Raw genomic sequence first — 16,187 nt, forward strand, 5'->3', positions numbered from 1 at the left:
TTGGAAGAGGTGGCCCGATGCCTTCCGAGGAGGATGAAGCCTTCTATGGACCCGGGGGACGAGGTTTCTACGGCGCGGTGACGGTCAGTGAGCGGGGCCAGATCGTGATCCCAGCTCAGGCACGGCGCGATCACGGCATCGAGGCAGGCGACAAGCTGCTCGTTCTAGGCGACCCGGAACAGGGCATAGCGCTCATGAAACTCGAATTTCTGATACGCAACCTCGAGGGATCCTCGGCGCTACTCGAGCAGATCCAGAAGCACACCCAGAAAGGAACGGACGAGGCGGAGCCGGGAGATGCCTGACGCGATCAGATGTAGCAACGTCACCAAACACTACGGCGATATCCGTGCCGTCGACGACGTGTCTTTCGAGGTCCACGACGGTGAGATCTTCGGCATGATCGGCCCCAACGGCGCTGGCAAGACCACCCTCATGGAATGCATCGAGGGTCTGCGCACCCGCGACACGGGCACGGTCGAAGTCTTCGGCATGGACCCGGAACGTGAGGTTCGCCAGGTGCGCGAGCGCACTGGCGTGCAGCTCCAGTCGGCCGCCCTTCCCCACCGGATGAAGGTCGGCGAGACGCTGGACCTGTTCGCCGCCTTCTACCAGAATCCGGCCGACTGGCGTCAGCTACTCAGCCGGCTCGGCCTCGATGGCAAGGCCGACTCCTACGTCGAAAAGCTCTCGGGAGGGCAACGCCAGCGCGTTTTCATCGCCCTCGCCCTCATCAACAACCCCGGTCTCGTCTTCCTGGACGAGCTGACCACCGGGCTCGATCCGCAGTCGCGCCTCGCCATCTGGGACGTGGTCCGTGACATCCGGGACGGTGGCACCACCGTCTTCCTCACCACGCACTTCATGGAAGAGGCGGAGAACCTGTGTGACCGCGTCGCGATCGTGGATCACGGCAAGATCGTCGCGCTGGACACCGTCGCCAACCTCATCGCATCGATCGATGCCGAAAGCCGGATCACCTTTACTGTCGATGGCACTCCTCCCGTCGACCGCCTGAAGGAAGTCTCCGGAGTCACTCGGGTCGAGAACGCCAGCGGACGCGTCGTCGTCCACGGCACCGGCAACCGATTCCAGCAAGACGTCATGAGTGTACTGTCCGACATCGACCTGAACGTGCGAGACATGCGCTCCGAACAACCCAGCCTCGAAGACGTCTTCCTGGCTCTCACCGGCCGCGAGATGCGAGAAGGACAGCCGACATGACAGCCACGACCAAACTGGTCAGCATCCAGACCAAACGATCCGTCCGCGAGCCGGTCGGCGTGTTCTTCATGATCGCGTTCGCGCCGCTGTTCGCCATCGCCATGGGCCTCATCTTCGGCAACGATCCCCAGCCGGAGTTCGACGGCCGCGGCTATCTCGACGCGAACCTGGTGAGCTTCGCGGCCATCATCATCGCAATCGTCAGCATGATCGTGATTCCGGTCGACATTGTCACCCAGCGCGAGACCGGGGCCTTGCGTCGCTTTCGTGCGACGCCGCTGCAGCCGGCCGCCTACATCGCGTCCGATGTGGTCGTGCGATTCGTCCTCTCGCTCCTCAGCGTGGCCGCCATGCTGGCCGTCGGAACGCTCATCTTCGGCGCAAATCTGGAAGGCAACATCGTCAACGTGCTGCTCGCAGCCGCGCTCGGCATCCTCGCCTTCCTCGCCGTCGGCTACGCGCTCTCTGCCATCATGCCCACGGCCGGTGTTGCCCAGCTGGCGGGTAACGTGCTGGTCTTTCCACTGATCTTCCTCTCGGGCGGTCCGGTCCCCCTCGCCGTCCTGCCCGACGGTGTACGCGATTTCGCACAGTACTCGCCCCTGACACAGCTCGTGGAGCTCCTCCAAGCCCTGTGGTCCGGGGAAGCGTGGCACGAGAACTGGGTACCCATCGTCGTACTCGTGGCCCTGCTCGGCGTGGCAACCGCCGTCGCGGCGCGGCTCTTCCGCTGGGAGTGACCTCACAGCGATAGCATTGCTGCGTGGTCAATCTCCAGGATGAGATACTCGGGGAGCTCTTGACCCACTGAGACCCGGACTTGGCGCCTCCGATCGCCCGGTCATCTGCAGATCCGGCTGAGTTCACGCTCACAGACTCTAGTAAGGGTCACGCTTCAGTTGACACAGCCGTGTCAGGAACCAACCCGAAGCACGATCACTACCCCTCGCCCAGCAGACAGTAGTCAAGCGGCCAGCCACCAGACGACGGGGTGTTCGCCGAGACCGTCTGGTGGGTCGGCGACTAGTGCGGTGATGGCCTTGTGGAGCCGGTTCAGGCCGGGCCGGGTGCGTGGAAAGCGGGCGTGGTGACAGTAGATGACGCCGACATGGTCGGGCCCGGCGGCGATGGCGGCGCTGAACGTGGTCACGTCCTCGGTCACCACGACCCGGCTTTCGGCCACGGCGGCTTGCAGGACGCGTTGGTCGTCTACGCCGCGCAGCTCGGGCCGGTGCGTAGTCAGCGCCACCGCATCGATGCCGTCAGCCGTCAGGTCGTCGGCGAGCCAGGCCGGGTAGTGCTCGTCGAGCAGGAACCGCAGCGCCGTCAGCTCAGACGGCATCGAGGGCTCGCCGACGCTCCCACGCCGCCAGCGCCTCGTCCTGGCTGGCCTGATGGCGGCTGATCAGATCGTCAATCTCGTCGCGGTGGTCAGCCCAGTACGCCAGCGCGGTTTCCACGTCGGCAACGCCCAGCCCGAGCGCGTCGGCGACCACGGCCGGGCTGCGCTCGTCCTTGTCGTGCTGCAACCACGACTCCGCCACAGTCCACACCTGCGGGCCGCTCACCAGCGCAGCGCGACGTTCACCGGTCACCGTGGTGACGAAGACGATGCCGGGGTGGGCCTCCATGCGCAGCCACTCCCGCACCGCGCTCACGACCACGCTCGACTTGTTCGCTCCGGTCTGGCGCGCGTACTCGGCCAGGTTCCTATCCACCTGGTCCGGGAACCGCACGTTCGTCGGGGACGCCATGCACTACAGTGTAGCAACTGATGCCCGTAGAGTCGTGAACCCAGCCATTGGCCTCACATGTTCTTATCCGGCGAGCAGCCGGCCGTTGACCTTACATATTGATCATGTGGCCCGCGATGCCGTGGACGGCCTCCTTGATGGACTCCGACAGGGTCGGGTGAGCGTGAATGTTGCGGGCCACCTCGTCGGCGGTGAGGTCCCATTGCTGCGCCAGCGTCAGCTCGGGCAGCAGCTCGGTCACGTCCGGGCCGATCAGGTGGGCTCCGAGGATCTCGTTGTATTTCGCGTCCGCGACGAGCTTCACGAATCCCGTGGTCTCGCCCAGGCCGTGCGCCTTGCCGTTGGCCATGAACGGGAACTTCGCCGTCTTGACGTCATAGCCCAGGTCCTTGGCCTGCTGCTCGGTGTATCCGAAGGCGGCGATCTGCGGCTGGCAGTACGTGGCCCGCGGGATCATCGCGTAGTCGATCGGCATGGTCTCGGCTCCGGCGATGGTCTCCGCCGCCACGACGCCCATGGCCTCGGCGGTGTGCGCGAGCATGAGCTTGCCAGTGACGTCACCGATCGCGTAGATGTGCGGCACCGACGTGCGCATGTAGTCGTCGATGTCGACGGCGCCCCGCTCGGTGAGGGTCACCCCGGCCTTGTCCAGGCCGTACCCCTCGACACGTGGAGCGAAGCCGATGGCCTGCAAGACCTTGTCGGTCTCCAGGACCTCCTGCTTGTCGCCGCTGGTGACCGTCACCTTCACCTTGTCGCCCGAGTCGTCGATCGCGTCTACCCGCGTGGAGGTCCGCACCGTGACACCGAGCTTCTTGTACTGGCGGGCGAGTTCCTTGGACACCTCGGGGTCTTCCAGCGGCACCATCCGGTCGAGGAATTCGACGATGGTGACGTCGACGCCGTAGTTCGCCAGCACGTACGCGAACTCCACGCCGATCGCGCCCGCGCCGGCGACGATGACACTGTCCGGCAGCTCGCTTTGCATGATCTGCTCTTCGAACGTGACGACGCGTTCGCTGAGCTGGGTTCCGGGCAGGAGCTTCGTCGTCGCACCGGCCGCGACGATGCAATGGTCGAACGTCACCGTCTCGGTGCCGCCAGCGTTCAACGTGACATCGATGGTGTTGGCGTCGGTGAACGTTCCCCACCCGTCGAACTCGGTGATGCCGTTCTTCTTCATCAGGTAGTGCACGCCCTTTACCCGGCCATCGGCCACCGAGCGGCTGCGCTCGTACGCCTTCGCGTAGTCGACCTGCACCTCCCCCTCGAAGCTGATTCCGAAGGTGGATGCTTCGTGTTTCACCAGGTGCGCGAGCTCGGCGTTGCGCAGGAGCGCCTTGCTGGGAATGCAGCCGACGTTCAGGCAGACACCACCCCAGTACTGGGACTCGACCACCGCAACGGACTTGCCGAGCTGGGCGGCGCGGATGGCGGCGACGTACCCGCCGGGGCCGGCGCCGAGGACGACGACATCGAAGTGCGTACTCATAGAAGACAGCCTAACGAGGGACCGGCTAAGACCGGCGGACCGGTAGGCTCGTCGGCCCCCATAACCAACAGCAACGTGGCCCCTTGTGGGGCCTTTCAGGTGCTCGTAGGCTGCCTCCTAATAATCTTGAGGACGCGGTGGCGGCGCCACTAACACCGCCACCGCTAGCTCCTCACCGTGCAGACCTCGGGAGGTACCAGTGAGGAACGAGCGCAGTTTATCTCAGGCTGGTCACGCCGGTACACGCCATCGGGCACGGGCGCTGGCGTTGGCCATCACCACCGCCACCCTGGCCTTTGTCGTCGCGACGCCAGCCACTGCTGCCGAGTCGGAAAACGGACGCTACGTTTCCTGTAATCCGTTGGATGTGTACACGTATACCCGCGTGGTGGGTGAAGGTCACCACCGACAAACCGTGGGCGGGCGAAACTTCTTCGATGATTTCAACCACAGCTCCTACCAGTACGACTCGGCATACTTCGGTTTCGAGTACATCAACAGCTGGGCCGTCGTTACGAACCAAGCACTAGACAATGACGATACGGGCGCCACGTGCACCTACCCTCTCGCCGAGGAGTAAGCAACGTTGACACGCTCACGCAGAACGCTCAGCGCCAGTGTCACCGCGATCGCGGTGGCACTGGCCGCATGCACAACGGACGAGCCCGAAGCCGACGGCGATTCGACGCGCACGCGCGCGCCTGCTGAGGACTTCGCCGAGAACATGAAACGCTGCATGGGCGACAAGGGCTGGGAACTCACCATTGACGACGACGGCAGTGTCATGGGGAGCGCGCCGGTGGAGCAACGAGACCAATACCGGAATGATATGGAAGCGTGCAAGGCCGAATACGGCTATGACCTGCCGCCTCCGCCCATGACACGGGAGCAGGCCGAGGAGCATTACGCGGAATTGGCCGATGCCGCACAGTGCATCAAGGATCTCGGGTACGCGGTGCCGGAGCCACCGAGCAAGCAGGCGTCGATCGAGTCGCTCATGAGCGAGAGTCGGGATCCGTTGTGGTTCCCGTACAAGCACGTCGTCGATACGAAGGACAGGTCAGAGATCGAGCGAGTGTTCGCTGAGTGTCCGCAACCCGAGTAGGCCACCCGGTGCGTACCCGGACTGTTGTGATCGGCTGGGTCTTGGCGCTGGCCACCGGTTGTGCGGCTGGCGCATGGGCGGCGCACGAGCTGCTGGCCGGGCCAGAGGACACACTCGAGGCGCCCGAGTACACCTTGGTCGAGGTCGGGGAAGGGACCGTCGGCCAATCCATGCAGCTCAACACGTCGGCCCAGTGGCCGACTCAGTCAGTCGTGCCGAATCAGGCGTCCGGAGTTCTGACCAGCCTCGAGTTCACGGACGGCGAGCGGGCAGAGCCTGGTGACGTCCTGTATACCGTTGACCTCCATCCCGTCGTCGTGGCGGCTGGTGACGTTCCGGCATTCCGTGACCTGAGCGCCGGGACACGAGGCGAGGACGTCGCCCAGTTCCAAGAACTGTTGCTGAGTTTGGGTTACGACGTGGGCAAGGCCGACGGGATATTCGGTTCAGACACGGAGAGGGCGGTACGTGCCTGGCAGAGGGACCTCGGCGTTGCCGAAGACGGCGTGGTTTCCCGGGAAGATGTCCTCTACGTGCCGGGCCTTCCAGAACGTCTGGCCCTCCATCCAGATCTCGCCACCGGCGATACGCTGACCGGAGGCGAAGAGGCGGTCCGGATACTCGACGATGCACCATCGTTTACGATCACGCTTCCGGAGAATCAAGCCCAGATGGTCGAACCGGGGATGGCTGTGCAGATCACGCGAGAGGATGGTGATCCGTGGTCGGCAGAGATCGATGAAGTGCGCAGCGGCGAGACTCCAGAGAACTCTGTGGCCGTGCTGGACAGCACCGGTGACGCACCAATATGCGGCAATGACTGTCCCGAGATTCCCCTTGACCAGGAGACCTTGCTGCCCAGTGTCATCCAGGTGGTTCCCGAGGTCAGTGGGCTGACGGTCCCCGCGGCGGCGCTCGTCACCCGAGCGGAGGGCGATGTCGGGGTGGTATCTGAGTCAGGCGAGTTTCTCCCGGTCACGGTCGTCGAGAGCGCCGGGGGCACCGCCGTTGTCGAGGGCGTTGAGGCAGGCATGCAGGTTCGCGCACCTGGACGATCAGGTGACATGGAGGCAGACGGGGACGGCAGTTCGTGACGGAATCCACGGCGCCCGTGCTCTCCGCAGAAGATCTCACGTTCGCCTACGCGGACGGTGACCCGATCGTCGCCGAATGGACGACTACATTCGAGGCTGGAACGACGACAGCTATCACCGGGCCGTCGGGATGCGGTAAGTCGACCCTGCTCTACCTGCTTGGTCTCATGCTGCAGCCATCCGCCGGGCATGTGATGTTGCGCGGTACTCCGGTCGACGCGCTACGAGATGCCGAACGCGCTCGATTGCGAGCCCACACGTTCGGGTTCGTCTTCCAGGATGCCGCCCTCGACGCGACACGAACCGTACTGGACAACGTCATCGAGACGGCACTGTACCGGCGCCAGTCCCGGCACGAAGCCATCCAGACTGCCTATGAGCTGCTGGAACGCTTCGGAGTCGAGATCCGCGAGGCACACCGTCCCGGTCAGATCTCGGGCGGGCAGGCACAACGCATCGCACTGTGCCGAGCAATGCTCGCGGACCCGCCCGTTTTCCTCGCCGACGAACCCACCGGTAACCTCGATCCGGCCACCAGCGAGACGGTCATACAGGCGTTACGCGACCGCGCCGCTGACGGCGCCTGTGTCGTTGTCGCCACCCACGATCCCGCTGTCGTGGAGGCATGCGATCGGCGTATCCGGCTGGGGGCTGCATCGTGAGCGCGATGTTTGTCCTCGGGCGGGAGGCTGTCGCCTCCGCACGCGGCCAGGTGGTGACAAGTGTCCTGACAGTCGCCATGGTCGCTGGAATGTGCGTCGCTGTCTTGATGACCACTGGCCGTACAGCCGCAGCCGAGGATGCTGCCCTTGCCGAGATCGATGCGGCAGGCACTCGCAGTATCGTGGTCCGCGCCGACGCCGATGCCCGTCTTACCGCAAACGTCATCGACCGCCTTCAAGCGGTTACCGAGATCGACACCGCAATTGGCTTTGGGCCCATCGTCGATGCGCGCAACGCCCAGGTGCCGGACGGACCCAAGGTGCCTCTTCGCAACGGCTACGGGACGTTGGATGGCCGCTCACTTGTCGTACCGGATCTCCCGGATCGTGCGCTCGCTTCCACCGAGGCAATCCAGACGCTCGGCTTCCGTGACGGCCTCGGCGCGTTGCGGACGGACACGGGCCACGAACTCGTGGTGTCCGGCAAGCTCGAGGTTCCCGCTTACGCCACATTCCTCGAACCGCTGGTAGTGATACCTTCGTCGAAGCCAGACGCCCCGTCGGGAACCCGCCCTACGGATCCACTCACCGTGCTCATCGTCCTCGCAGATTCCCCGCGACATGTCGCACCGGTTTCTGACACGGTGAAAAGCCTGCTGGAGGCTGCCGATGAGACGAAGATCACCATGGAGACGTCCCAAGAGTTGGCCACCATCCGTACCGCGATCCAAGGCGAGCTTGGCAGCTACGGTCGCGGAACGGTACTGGTCATCCTGGCAGTCTCAGCAGCCTTAGTTGCCGTCAACCTGCTCACGCTCGTCAGTATTCGCCGCAAGGACTTCGGACGTCGCCGTGCCCTGGGCGCTACACGGTCACTGATTGTTGCCCTCTTGCTGACTCAAACAGCTCTGCTGGCCGGAATCGGGGCGCTGGTAGGAGTCGCCGGAGCACTGACCGCACTCAGCGTCACCGGAAGTCCGCTGCCCGGCCCGTCGTTCGTGATAGCCGTCGTCATCGCAGCAGTCCTCACTGCATTGCTCGGCGCCCTACTTCCTGCCATCTCCGCAGCCCGGAAGGATCCCCTGCACGAGTTGCGAGTCCCATGATTCGAGAGCTTGCGTACCGGGCTCGAAGGTACGCTCACCAGAATCCGAGCCGGGCGAGCGGCTCCACCAGCTCCCGCTCCTCGTAAGAAAGGTGCGAGAGCAACGTGTCTGTGAGCAAGTCCACAACCGAGCGGACTTCTTCAATGCCGTGATCGCCGCGCACCAGGCCGACGAGCGCCCGGTCGACGCGCTCCACGATGCCGTGGATCACGACATGCTCTTCCTGCAACCGATCGAGCACCGGCGCGAGCCGCGCGTCGCCGTGCCTGAGACGTGGGAACACGGCCTGGTCTTCAAGCATGTGATGGTGGGTGACCACCCGGCAGTAGGACTCGCAGAACGTGCCGAGCGTCCAGTTGTTCTGCCGCATCGTCATCGTGTTGAGCTGCGAGCGCGCCGTCCCGGCGTCCATCGACCCGGCCTCCACCTGATCTACCAGCTCGCGCAGCCGTTGCAGCTCGCTGCGCAGATGGTCGTGCACATCGACCAGGTGCTGCCCGCTCGCCTGCTCGTGCGCGGTGTAGGTGCGCCCCGCCTCGGGTTCCGGGCCGACGGGACGATCGTCCTCGCTCCACGGCCGCTCCTGGCTCAGCCGGGTTCCGTCGTCGGGCGTGGGGGTAACGCCCAGTGCAGGGGCGACGCTGCCACGCCCGGCATCGCGCCCCGGGCCGGCACCGGCACGCGAGCTCGTATCCGGCTCACCGCTCGACTCCGCGGCACCTATCGCCTGATCGTCTGGTGCCTGATCGTCCGGTGCGTGCCGTCGCTCGTGCCGAACGCGCTCCTGCTGCACCAGTTCCCGGACGGCAGGGACCACCTCGGCTGCGAACTGCCGGATCGTGTCCGCGTCGTCGCTGGCGAGAATGAAGGCGCTCATGCCGTCGACGACGGCCAACTCGGCGAGCTGCTCGGCCCAGACTCCGGGCGGCCCCTGGAGGAACTCGGCCCCGGGACCCATGAACGTCCCGCCGATGTTGTACAGCCGCCGGACCTGCGCGGGGTCGCGGCCCGCTTCGGACGCCGCATCGTCGATGATCTTGTTCATCTCGGCCAGCGTCTCCGGAGCGGCGTAGAACGAGCTCGGCAGCCAGCCGTCAGCGTGTGCCCCGGTCAGCCGCAGCATGCGCGCCTTGTACGAGCCCAGCCAGATGCCGGGCTCGTGCGCGGGCGCGGGACCGGGTTTGGCACCCCACACGCGGTAATACTCGCCGTCGACGCGCGCCGGCCCGCCGTCCGGTCGCCAGAACGCCCGGATGATCTGCAGGGCCTCGTCGAGTGCGGTCACGCTCTGACCGGGCGTGCGCTTCGGTGCTCCCATGGCGACGGCGGCCTCGCCGAACGCACCGGCACCGAGGCCCAGCTCGACCCGTCCCCCACTGATCAGATCGAGGCTGGCTACGCTCTTCGCCAGGACGGCCGGCAGGCGCAATGGCAGGTTCGCGACGTTGGGAGCGACCCGCACGGCATTCGTGCGCGTGGCGATCGCCGCCAGCAACGTCCACGTGTCGAGGAACGCTGGCTGGTACGGATGGTCCTGCACGGTCACCAGATCCAGGCCCGCATCCTCGGTCAGCTGCGCCAACGCCAGGATGCGCTGCGGATCGGCAGCGGACGGCGTGAGGAAGGTACCGAAGAGCAGGTCGTGGCCGTAGTCGGGCATCAAGTATCCAATCGTCTGCTGAACAGATTATATGTCTACCTGAACATCTCGGATACCGCAAACCTTCCCGCGACGCCTACACTGGCCTCATGGTCACGGTGGCGGATTCAGACGGCGAGATCGGGCTGGAAAGCGACCTCGGCTGGGCACTCGGCCGGATCTTCCGGTCGTACGTGAAGACATTCGACGCCGTTCTCGACGACGTACCCGGTGGCCCGCGCGGCTACCAGGTGCTCGCCGCCGCCACACACGGCTCCCCACCCAGCCAGCTCGCGCTCGCCCAGCATCTCGGCATCGACCGCACGGTCATGACATACCTGATCGACGATCTCGTCACCGCTGGTCTCGTCGAACGCCGCCCGGATACCACGGACCGGCGCGCCCGGCGCATCGTCGCCACCGAACAGGGTGCTCAGCTGCTCCACACGCTGGAACGGGAACTTGCCAGCGCCGAAGAGCACCTGCTCGCGCCGCTCGGCGACGACGAGCGCGGCGCCTTGCGTGCCCTGCTGCGACGGATCGCCGAACACGTCCAGCGTTTCGATCCCGTCGCCAATACCTGCCAGGCCGTCGACGACGTCCGCCACTCCAACACCGTGCCCTAATCCAGCTCGTCGGCCGCCTTGCGGGCGGCGATCTGAACGGGATCCCAGACCGGCGAGAACGGCGGGGCGTACGACATGTCGCTCATCGCCAGATCGCCGGCGCTCATACCGTTCCACAACGCCACAGCGAGCACGTCGATACGCTTGGCCGCACCTTCCCGGCCGACGATCTGCCCGCCCAGCAGCCGGTGTGTCGACCGCTCGGCGACGATCTTGACCGTCAACGGTTGCGCGCCCGGGAAGTACCCCGCGCGAGTCGTCGACTCGATCGTGGTGGTCACGTAGTCCAGTCCCGCGGCATCGGCCTCGGCCACCGACACTCCGGTGCGTGCGATCTCGAGGTCACAGACCTTGCTCACCGCCGTCCCGACGATGCCTGGAAACACCGCGTTCCCGCCGCCCAGGTTCATCCCCAGGACCCGGCCTTGCTTGTTCGCATGCGTACCGAGCGGGACGTGCACGTATGAGGCGAGCACGCGATGGAACGTCTCGACGCAGTCGCCCGCCGCCCAGACGTTCTCGTGGCCGCTGACCCGCATGCGATCGTCCACCCGCAGGCCCCCGGTGGCGCCGAGTGGCAAGCCGGCGTCGCTGGCCAACTGCGTTGCCGGACGGGCACCGATTCCGAGGACGACGATGTCCGCGTCGTAGTCACCCGCATCAGTCCGCACACGCCGCACCGAACCGCCGGCCGGGGTGGCGGACACGGTGCCGGGCGCGGTGTCGAAGCCCTCGACCGTCACACCGGTCACGACCTCGATTCCCATCCCCTGCATCGCCGTGCGGACGTGGCTGCCCATGTCCGGATCCAGCGTCGTCATCGGCTCCGGCGCGCGTTCGAGAACCGTCACCTGCAGGCCACGGCGGACCATCGCCTCGGCCATCTCCAGGCCGATGTATCCGGCACCAACAACGACGGCCCGGCTGGGGCGGCGACGGGCCAAGTAGTCGATCACCGTGGCGCCGTCGTCGAGCGTCTGCACGCCGAAGACACCGTCCGCGTCGATCCCCGGCAGGGGCGGGCGGGCCGGCACGGCACCGGTCGCCAGGACCAGGTGGTCGAACCCGAGCCGGGTGGTGCGAGCCGAGCCGTTCCCCACCACCTCGACCTGGCCAGTGTCGAGATCGACCGCGCGGGCCTCGGTGCTCAGGCGCACGTCGATGCCGTTCTGCCGATGCTCCTCAGCCGAGCGCGCCACCAGCCCGTGCGGACCGTCGACGTCACCGCCCACCCAATACGGGATCCCGCACGCCGAGTACGACGTCCAGTGCCCGCGGTCGACGGCTACCAGCTCCACCTCCCGGCCGCTGCGGGCGGCGACGCGTCGTGCCTGCGACGCAGCACTCATTCCGGCGGCGTCCGCGCCGATGATCACGATACGTTCGGCCATGCGTCCAGCCTTGCACGACGGCCGCAGTACCCGAGCGCGCCCGCGCCCGGAAGTCCCGCGTTTCTAGAAGAGGCGCTCCGATCTAGAAGAGGCGCTCCGAGGGGTCGTCGACGCCTCGCAAGGCGTCGTAATCGACCGTCACGCAGCTGATGCCGCGGTCGTTGGCCAGCGTGCGAGCCTGTGGCCGGATCTCTTGCGCGGCGAAGACCCCCCGCACGGGGCTGAGCTGCGGATCGCGATCGAGCAGCTCCAGGTAGCGAGACAGCTGCTCGACTCCATCGATCTCGCCCCGGCGCTTCACCTCGACCGCAACCGTCGTGCCGGCTTCGTCCCGGCAGAGCAGGTCGACCGGGCCGATTGGGGTCGGATACTCGCGCCGCACCAACCGCCAGCCAGCTCCGAACGTCTCGACGTTTTCCGCCAGCAACTGTTGCAAGTGAGCCTCGACCCCATCCTTTACCAACCCGGGGTCGACGCCAAGATCATGGCTGGAATCGTGCAGGATCTCCTCGATACCGATGACGAGAGAATCGTCGGTCTTCGTGCTCTGAACGGTCCACACACCGTCGTCCTCCACCAGCGTGCACGGCGGGCTCATCCAGTTCAACGGCTTGTAGGCACGATCGTCGGCATGAACGGACACCGAGCCGTCGGCCTTGATGAGGATCAGCCTCGTGGCCATGGGCAGGTGAGCGGTGAGCCGGCCTGCGTAGTCCACCTGACAACGAGCAATGACGAGACGCACGGTTTCCGACGTTACCGGAAGTCGCGGCTGCCCGTACTGCCGGTGACCTTCAACGGGGCGAGCCGGATGGCAAGCAGGTTGATAGCGCCATCGGCACGTTCCAGCTTACCGTCGACGACGACAGCGGTGGACTCGAGCGCGATCCTGCGCTGGCGTTGCCACACGCCGGGCGGGCAGATGACGTTGACCATGCCGGTCTCGTCCTCGACGTTCATGAACACGACGCCACCCGCCGTCGGCGGCCGCTGCCGGTGGGTGATCAGCCCGCCGAGCAGTAACCGCTGCCCATCGTCGAGGTCACGCAACTGATCCGCCCGGACCGCGTTCCATTCGTCCAGCTGGTCTCGCACATGCTGAACCGGATGGCTGTCCGGTGAGACGCCCGTCGCCCAGAGATCGGCGAAGGTCTGCTCCACGGCCGTCATCCGGGGCAGTGCTGGGGCGCGAGAACCCGGTGTCGTCCCCGGTAGCTGGCCTTCATCGCTGCCGGCGAGCGCCCCCACTGCCCACAGTGCCTCGCGCCGGTCGAGACCGAAACAGTCAAAGGCCCCCGCAGTGGCCAGCGACTCCAGCGCGGCCAGGGGCACGTCGGACCGGCGCACGAGGTCGGCGACATCGGCATACGGCTGCCCGTCAACGATGTTCTGGGCGACGTTCTTGCCCACGTTCCGCACCGACAGCAGTCCCATGCGCATGGCCGGTTGTGGGACATCCGGCCGGTGCGGGTGGTCGGATTCCACCTGAACCGGCTCTTCCAGGGTTGTCTTGACGTCACTGGCATTGATGTCGACTCCCCGCACCGTCACCCCATGCCGGCGGGCATCGTCCACCAGCGTCTGTGGCGCGTAGAAGCCCATGGGCTGGTTGTTGAGCAGCGCCGTGGTGAAGACGGCCGGGTAGAACCGCTTGAGATAGGCGCTGGCGTAGACGAGATAGGCGAAGCTGTAGGCGTGCGACTCGGGAAAGCCGTAGCTGGCGAAGCCGAACAGCTTGCCGTAGACGTCCTCGGCTACGTCGGCGGGAATGCCGTTCTCCGCCATGCCCGCGAGCAGCCGGTGCCGTAACCGCTCGATCCGCTCGGGGGAACGCTTGGAGCTCATCGCCTGCCGCAGCTGGTCGGACTCGCGGGGCGTGAAGTTCGCGCAGTCGATGGCCAGCTGCATCATCTGCTCCTGGAACAGCGGCACACCCCTGGTGCGCTCAAGAGCGCCTTTCATCAGCGGGTGCGGGTAGTCGGGGTCTTCGTCGCCGTTCTTGCGCCGGATGAATGGATGCACCGAGCCACCCTGGATCGGCCCCGGGCGGATCAGTGCCACCTCGATCACGAGGTCGTAGAACGTCTCCGGCTTCAGCCGGGGCAGCGTCGCCATCTGCGCGCGCGACTCCACCTGGAACACCCCCACGGTGTCGGCGTCGCACAGCATGTCGTAGACCGCCGGCTCCTCGTCCGGGACGGTCTGCAACGTCCAGGTGATGCCGTGGTGCTCCTGCAGGAGCTCGAAAGACTCCCGCAGCGCCGCGAGCATGCCAAGGCCGAGCAGGTCGAACTTCACCAACCCGGCAGCAGCGCAATCATCCTTGTCCCACTGCAAGACGCTGCGCCCGGGCATGCTCGCCCACTCGACCGGGCACACCTCTCCCACCGGCCGGTCACAGAGCACCATGCCGCCAGAGTGGATGGACAGGTGCCGCGGCAGGCGCAGCATCCGATAGACCAGCTGCACGACGTCCTCGGGAATGCCGGCCTCATCGGAGATCGGCTCGCGATGGCCAACGTGGCGAGACCAGCCGTCCACCTGTCCCGGGCTGTATCCCAGGGCGCGGGCAACATCCCGCAGCGCCATCCGCTGCCGGTAGGTGTTGACGTTGGCGACCTGCGCCGCGCGCTGACGGCCGTAGTACTCGTAGACGTGCTGGATGACCTCTTCCCGCCGGGCGTTCTCGATGTCGATGTCGATGTCCGGCGGCCCCACCCGATCGTCGGTGAGGAAACGCTCGAAGAGCAGCTCATGCTTGATCGGGTCCACGGCCGTGATGCCCAGAGCGAAACACACCGCCGAATTCGCCGCCGACCCACGACCCTGGCAGAGGATGCCGTTCTGCTCGCAGAACTGGACAATCTCGTAGACGATGAGGAAATAGCCCGGGAAGTTGAGATCCTCGATGACCTTCAGCTCGTGTTCGAGCTGCTCGTAGATCTTCTCCGTCTCCGGGATACCTCGCGGCCCGTACCGGCGGTGTGCCCCTTCCTCCACCTTCTGGCGCAAGAAACTGGCGTCGGTGTGTCCCTCCGGGACATCTCGATCCGGCAGCTCGGGCGCGATCAGGCTGATGTCGAACGCGCAGGCCCGGCCCAGCTCGGCCGTCGCTTCTCGCACGCCGGGAAAGCGGCCGAGCCGTTCCTCCATCTCGGCCCCGCTGCGGATGTGGGCCGTGCCGTTGGCCGGCAGCCAGCCAGACATCTCGTCCAGACTGCTACGTGCCCGGACAGCCGCGAGTACGTGGGCGAGGTCGGCATCTTCCGGGCCCGCGTGGTGGACGTTGTTGGACGCCACCACGCCCACCCCGACGCGCCCCGCCAGCTCGAAAAGCATGTCGTTGCGCGCATCGTCGAGCGGTTGGTCATGGTCGATCAACTCGACGAAGACGTTCTCCCGGCCGAACAGCTCGACCAACCGCCGTAGCTCCTTCTCGGCGGCATCCCCGCCCTCCCGCTCCAGAGCGGCGGGCACCAGGCCCTTGCGGCACCCGGTCAATACGGCCCAGTGCCCGCCGTGCTGTGCTGCCAGCTCCTCGAGGTCATAAACCGGGCGTCCCTTGTCACCACGCATCTGAGCGGTGGTGATGGCACCCGCCAGCCGGCCATAGCCCTCGGGATCTCGCGCCAGAACGAGCAAGTGCCGGCCTTCCGGATCGGGCACTCCAGCCTGCCGCTCCGTCAGGCCCAAGCTGAGCTCGGCCCCGAAGACCGTCCGCAGCGTTCGGCCGGACATCTGGCACGCATCGCGGGCTGCCTCGGCAAACCGTATAACGCCGTACAGGCCGTCGTGATCGGTAATGGCCAGGGTTTCCACACCCTGAAAGATCGCTTCGACGACCAGCGCCTCGGGCTCGCACGCACCATCGAGAAAGCTGTAGGCGGAATGGCAGTGCAGCTCCGCCCACGCAGGACCGGAATAGTCGGGAAGCTCTCGCATCTCCTGAGGTGGATGCGCCGACAACTCGGCAGCCTCACGCACGCTCCGAGGTAGCTTCTCGCCGTCGCTTCGCCAGCCACTGCCCCACGACAGCGCCCGCTCGAACTCACGCCAGGGAATGGATGGATTATGCCAGCCCATACCAGCCTCGC

The 16,187-nt window shown here is 66.0% G+C and carries 16 protein-coding genes; 9 read left to right on the forward strand and 7 right to left on the reverse strand.

Features of this window, described 5'->3' with window-relative positions:
- Nucleotides 1-17 precede the first annotated feature (17 nt).
- Genes DPM12_RS12120 through DPM12_RS12130 form a run of 3 tightly spaced genes read left to right on the forward strand, consistent with a single transcriptional unit; the run spans nucleotide 18 to nucleotide 1,964 of the window.
- Nucleotides 18-305, forward strand: a complete 288-nt coding sequence (locus tag DPM12_RS12120; protein ID WP_112258586.1) for an AbrB/MazE/SpoVT family DNA-binding domain-containing protein — start codon at nucleotides 18-20, stop codon at nucleotides 303-305.
- Nucleotides 298-1,224 carry an ABC transporter ATP-binding protein gene (locus tag DPM12_RS12125; protein ID WP_112258587.1) on the forward strand — a complete coding sequence of 309 codons (927 nt, stop codon included), beginning with the start codon at nucleotides 298-300 and terminating at the stop codon, nucleotides 1,222-1,224. Before DPM12_RS12120 ends, DPM12_RS12125 begins: the two co-directional genes overlap by 8 nt.
- The gene (locus DPM12_RS12130; protein WP_112258588.1) at nucleotides 1,221-1,964 is read left to right on the forward strand and encodes an ABC transporter permease; all 744 of its coding nucleotides are present in this window, start codon (nucleotides 1,221-1,223) and stop codon (nucleotides 1,962-1,964) included. The genes DPM12_RS12125 and DPM12_RS12130 overlap by 4 nt, the downstream gene beginning before the upstream one ends.
- A gap of 224 nt (nucleotides 1,965-2,188) precedes the next feature.
- Here the strand turns inward: DPM12_RS12130 and DPM12_RS12135 are convergent, their stop codons facing one another.
- The 3 genes from DPM12_RS12135 to lpdA form a co-directional block, all read right to left on the reverse strand.
- Nucleotides 2,189-2,566, reverse strand: a complete 378-nt coding sequence (locus DPM12_RS12135; RefSeq protein ID WP_112258589.1) for a DUF5615 family PIN-like protein — start codon at nucleotides 2,564-2,566, stop codon at nucleotides 2,189-2,191.
- A complete protein-coding gene (locus DPM12_RS12140; RefSeq protein WP_112258590.1) occupies nucleotides 2,556-2,978 on the reverse strand; it encodes a DUF433 domain-containing protein in 423 nt (140 codons plus the stop codon). The genes DPM12_RS12135 and DPM12_RS12140 overlap by 11 nt, the downstream gene beginning before the upstream one ends.
- Nucleotides 2,979-3,069: 91 nt before the next feature.
- Complete coding sequence (lpdA, locus tag DPM12_RS12145; protein WP_112258591.1) at nucleotides 3,070-4,470, reverse strand: dihydrolipoyl dehydrogenase; 1,401 nt, start codon at nucleotides 4,468-4,470, stop codon at nucleotides 3,070-3,072.
- 199 nt (nucleotides 4,471-4,669) lie between these two features.
- Between lpdA and DPM12_RS12150 the strand changes: the two genes are divergently transcribed.
- The 5 genes from DPM12_RS12150 to DPM12_RS12170 are packed head-to-tail and all read left to right on the forward strand — an operon-like array spanning nucleotide 4,670 to nucleotide 8,437.
- The gene (locus DPM12_RS12150) at nucleotides 4,670-5,050 is read left to right on the forward strand and encodes a hypothetical protein (protein ID WP_112258592.1); all 381 of its coding nucleotides are present in this window, start codon (nucleotides 4,670-4,672) and stop codon (nucleotides 5,048-5,050) included.
- 6 nt (nucleotides 5,051-5,056) lie between these two features.
- Nucleotides 5,057-5,575 (forward strand): hypothetical protein, encoded by a 519-nt coding sequence (locus DPM12_RS12155; RefSeq protein ID WP_112258593.1) that lies wholly within the window; start codon nucleotides 5,057-5,059, stop codon nucleotides 5,573-5,575.
- 8 nt (nucleotides 5,576-5,583) lie between these two features.
- Nucleotides 5,584-6,669: a peptidoglycan-binding protein gene (locus DPM12_RS12160; RefSeq protein ID WP_123788397.1), complete on the forward strand. Its 1,086-nt coding sequence runs from the start codon at nucleotides 5,584-5,586 to the stop codon at nucleotides 6,667-6,669.
- Nucleotides 6,666-7,331 (forward strand): ABC transporter ATP-binding protein, encoded by a 666-nt coding sequence (locus tag DPM12_RS12165; RefSeq protein WP_211658904.1) that lies wholly within the window; start codon nucleotides 6,666-6,668, stop codon nucleotides 7,329-7,331. The genes DPM12_RS12160 and DPM12_RS12165 overlap by 4 nt, the downstream gene beginning before the upstream one ends.
- A 5-nt stretch (nucleotides 7,332-7,336) precedes the next feature.
- Nucleotides 7,337-8,437 (forward strand): FtsX-like permease family protein, encoded by a 1,101-nt coding sequence (locus DPM12_RS12170; protein ID WP_342778782.1) that lies wholly within the window; start codon nucleotides 7,337-7,339, stop codon nucleotides 8,435-8,437.
- A gap of 34 nt (nucleotides 8,438-8,471) precedes the next feature.
- On the opposite strand, the gene DPM12_RS12175 is transcribed toward DPM12_RS12170, so the two are convergent.
- On the reverse strand, nucleotides 8,472-10,097 hold the full coding sequence (locus DPM12_RS12175; protein WP_112258596.1) for an LLM class flavin-dependent oxidoreductase: 1,626 nt from the start codon (nucleotides 10,095-10,097) through the stop codon (nucleotides 8,472-8,474).
- Between the two features lie 89 nt (nucleotides 10,098-10,186).
- Here DPM12_RS12175 and DPM12_RS12180 point away from each other — a divergent pair, with 89 nt between their 5' ends.
- Nucleotides 10,187-10,702 carry a MarR family winged helix-turn-helix transcriptional regulator gene (locus DPM12_RS12180; protein WP_112258597.1) on the forward strand — a complete coding sequence of 172 codons (516 nt, stop codon included), beginning with the start codon at nucleotides 10,187-10,189 and terminating at the stop codon, nucleotides 10,700-10,702.
- Here DPM12_RS12180 and DPM12_RS12185 read toward each other — a convergent pair.
- The 3 genes from DPM12_RS12185 to DPM12_RS12195 all read right to left on the reverse strand — a co-directional run bounded on the left by DPM12_RS12185 (nucleotide 10,699) and on the right by DPM12_RS12195 (nucleotide 16,176).
- Nucleotides 10,699-12,093, reverse strand: coding sequence for an FAD-dependent oxidoreductase (locus DPM12_RS12185; RefSeq protein ID WP_112258598.1), 1,395 nt, complete (start codon nucleotides 12,091-12,093; stop codon nucleotides 10,699-10,701). The two genes, DPM12_RS12180 and DPM12_RS12185, sit on opposite strands and share 4 nt — an antisense overlap.
- 82 nt (nucleotides 12,094-12,175) lie before the next feature.
- A complete protein-coding gene (gene nucS, locus DPM12_RS12190; protein ID WP_112258599.1) occupies nucleotides 12,176-12,838 on the reverse strand; it encodes an endonuclease NucS in 663 nt (220 codons plus the stop codon).
- Nucleotides 12,839-12,849: 11 nt separating this feature from the next.
- Nucleotides 12,850-16,176, reverse strand: a complete 3,327-nt coding sequence (locus tag DPM12_RS12195) for an error-prone DNA polymerase (RefSeq protein ID WP_112258600.1) — start codon at nucleotides 16,174-16,176, stop codon at nucleotides 12,850-12,852.
- Nucleotides 16,177-16,187: the final 11 nt, after the last annotated feature.

It is taken from the genome of Phytoactinopolyspora halophila (assembly GCF_003287285.1).
GTDB lineage: Bacteria > Actinomycetota > Actinomycetes > Jiangellales > Jiangellaceae > Phytoactinopolyspora_A > Phytoactinopolyspora_A halophila.

What these genes read in the sequence shown, in the direction of transcription:
- DPM12_RS12120 (WP_112258586.1), top strand. Translation starts at nt 18, where the DNA reads ATGCCTTCCGAGGAGGATGAAGCCTTCTATGGACCCGGGGGACGAGGT.
- DPM12_RS12125 (WP_112258587.1), top strand. Translation starts at nt 298, where the DNA reads ATGCCTGACGCGATCAGATGTAGCAACGTCACCAAACACTACGGCGAT.
- DPM12_RS12135 (WP_112258589.1), bottom strand. Translation starts at nt 2,566, where the DNA reads ATGCCGTCTGAGCTGACGGCGCTGCGGTTCCTGCTCGACGAGCACTAC.
- lpdA (WP_112258591.1), bottom strand. Translation starts at nt 4,470, where the DNA reads ATGAGTACGCACTTCGATGTCGTCGTCCTCGGCGCCGGCCCCGGCGGG.
- DPM12_RS12185 (WP_112258598.1), bottom strand. Translation starts at nt 12,093, where the DNA reads ATGGCCGAACGTATCGTGATCATCGGCGCGGACGCCGCCGGAATGAGT.
- DPM12_RS12180 (WP_112258597.1), top strand. Translation starts at nt 10,187, where the DNA reads ATGGTCACGGTGGCGGATTCAGACGGCGAGATCGGGCTGGAAAGCGAC.
- DPM12_RS12140 (WP_112258590.1), bottom strand. Translation starts at nt 2,978, where the DNA reads ATGGCGTCCCCGACGAACGTGCGGTTCCCGGACCAGGTGGATAGGAAC.
- DPM12_RS12170 (WP_342778782.1), top strand. Translation starts at nt 7,337, where the DNA reads ATGTTTGTCCTCGGGCGGGAGGCTGTCGCCTCCGCACGCGGCCAGGTG.
- DPM12_RS12130 (WP_112258588.1), top strand. Translation starts at nt 1,221, where the DNA reads ATGACAGCCACGACCAAACTGGTCAGCATCCAGACCAAACGATCCGTC.
- DPM12_RS12175 (WP_112258596.1), bottom strand. Translation starts at nt 10,097, where the DNA reads ATGCCCGACTACGGCCACGACCTGCTCTTCGGTACCTTCCTCACGCCG.
- DPM12_RS12195 (WP_112258600.1), bottom strand. Translation starts at nt 16,176, where the DNA reads ATGGGCTGGCATAATCCATCCATTCCCTGGCGTGAGTTCGAGCGGGCG.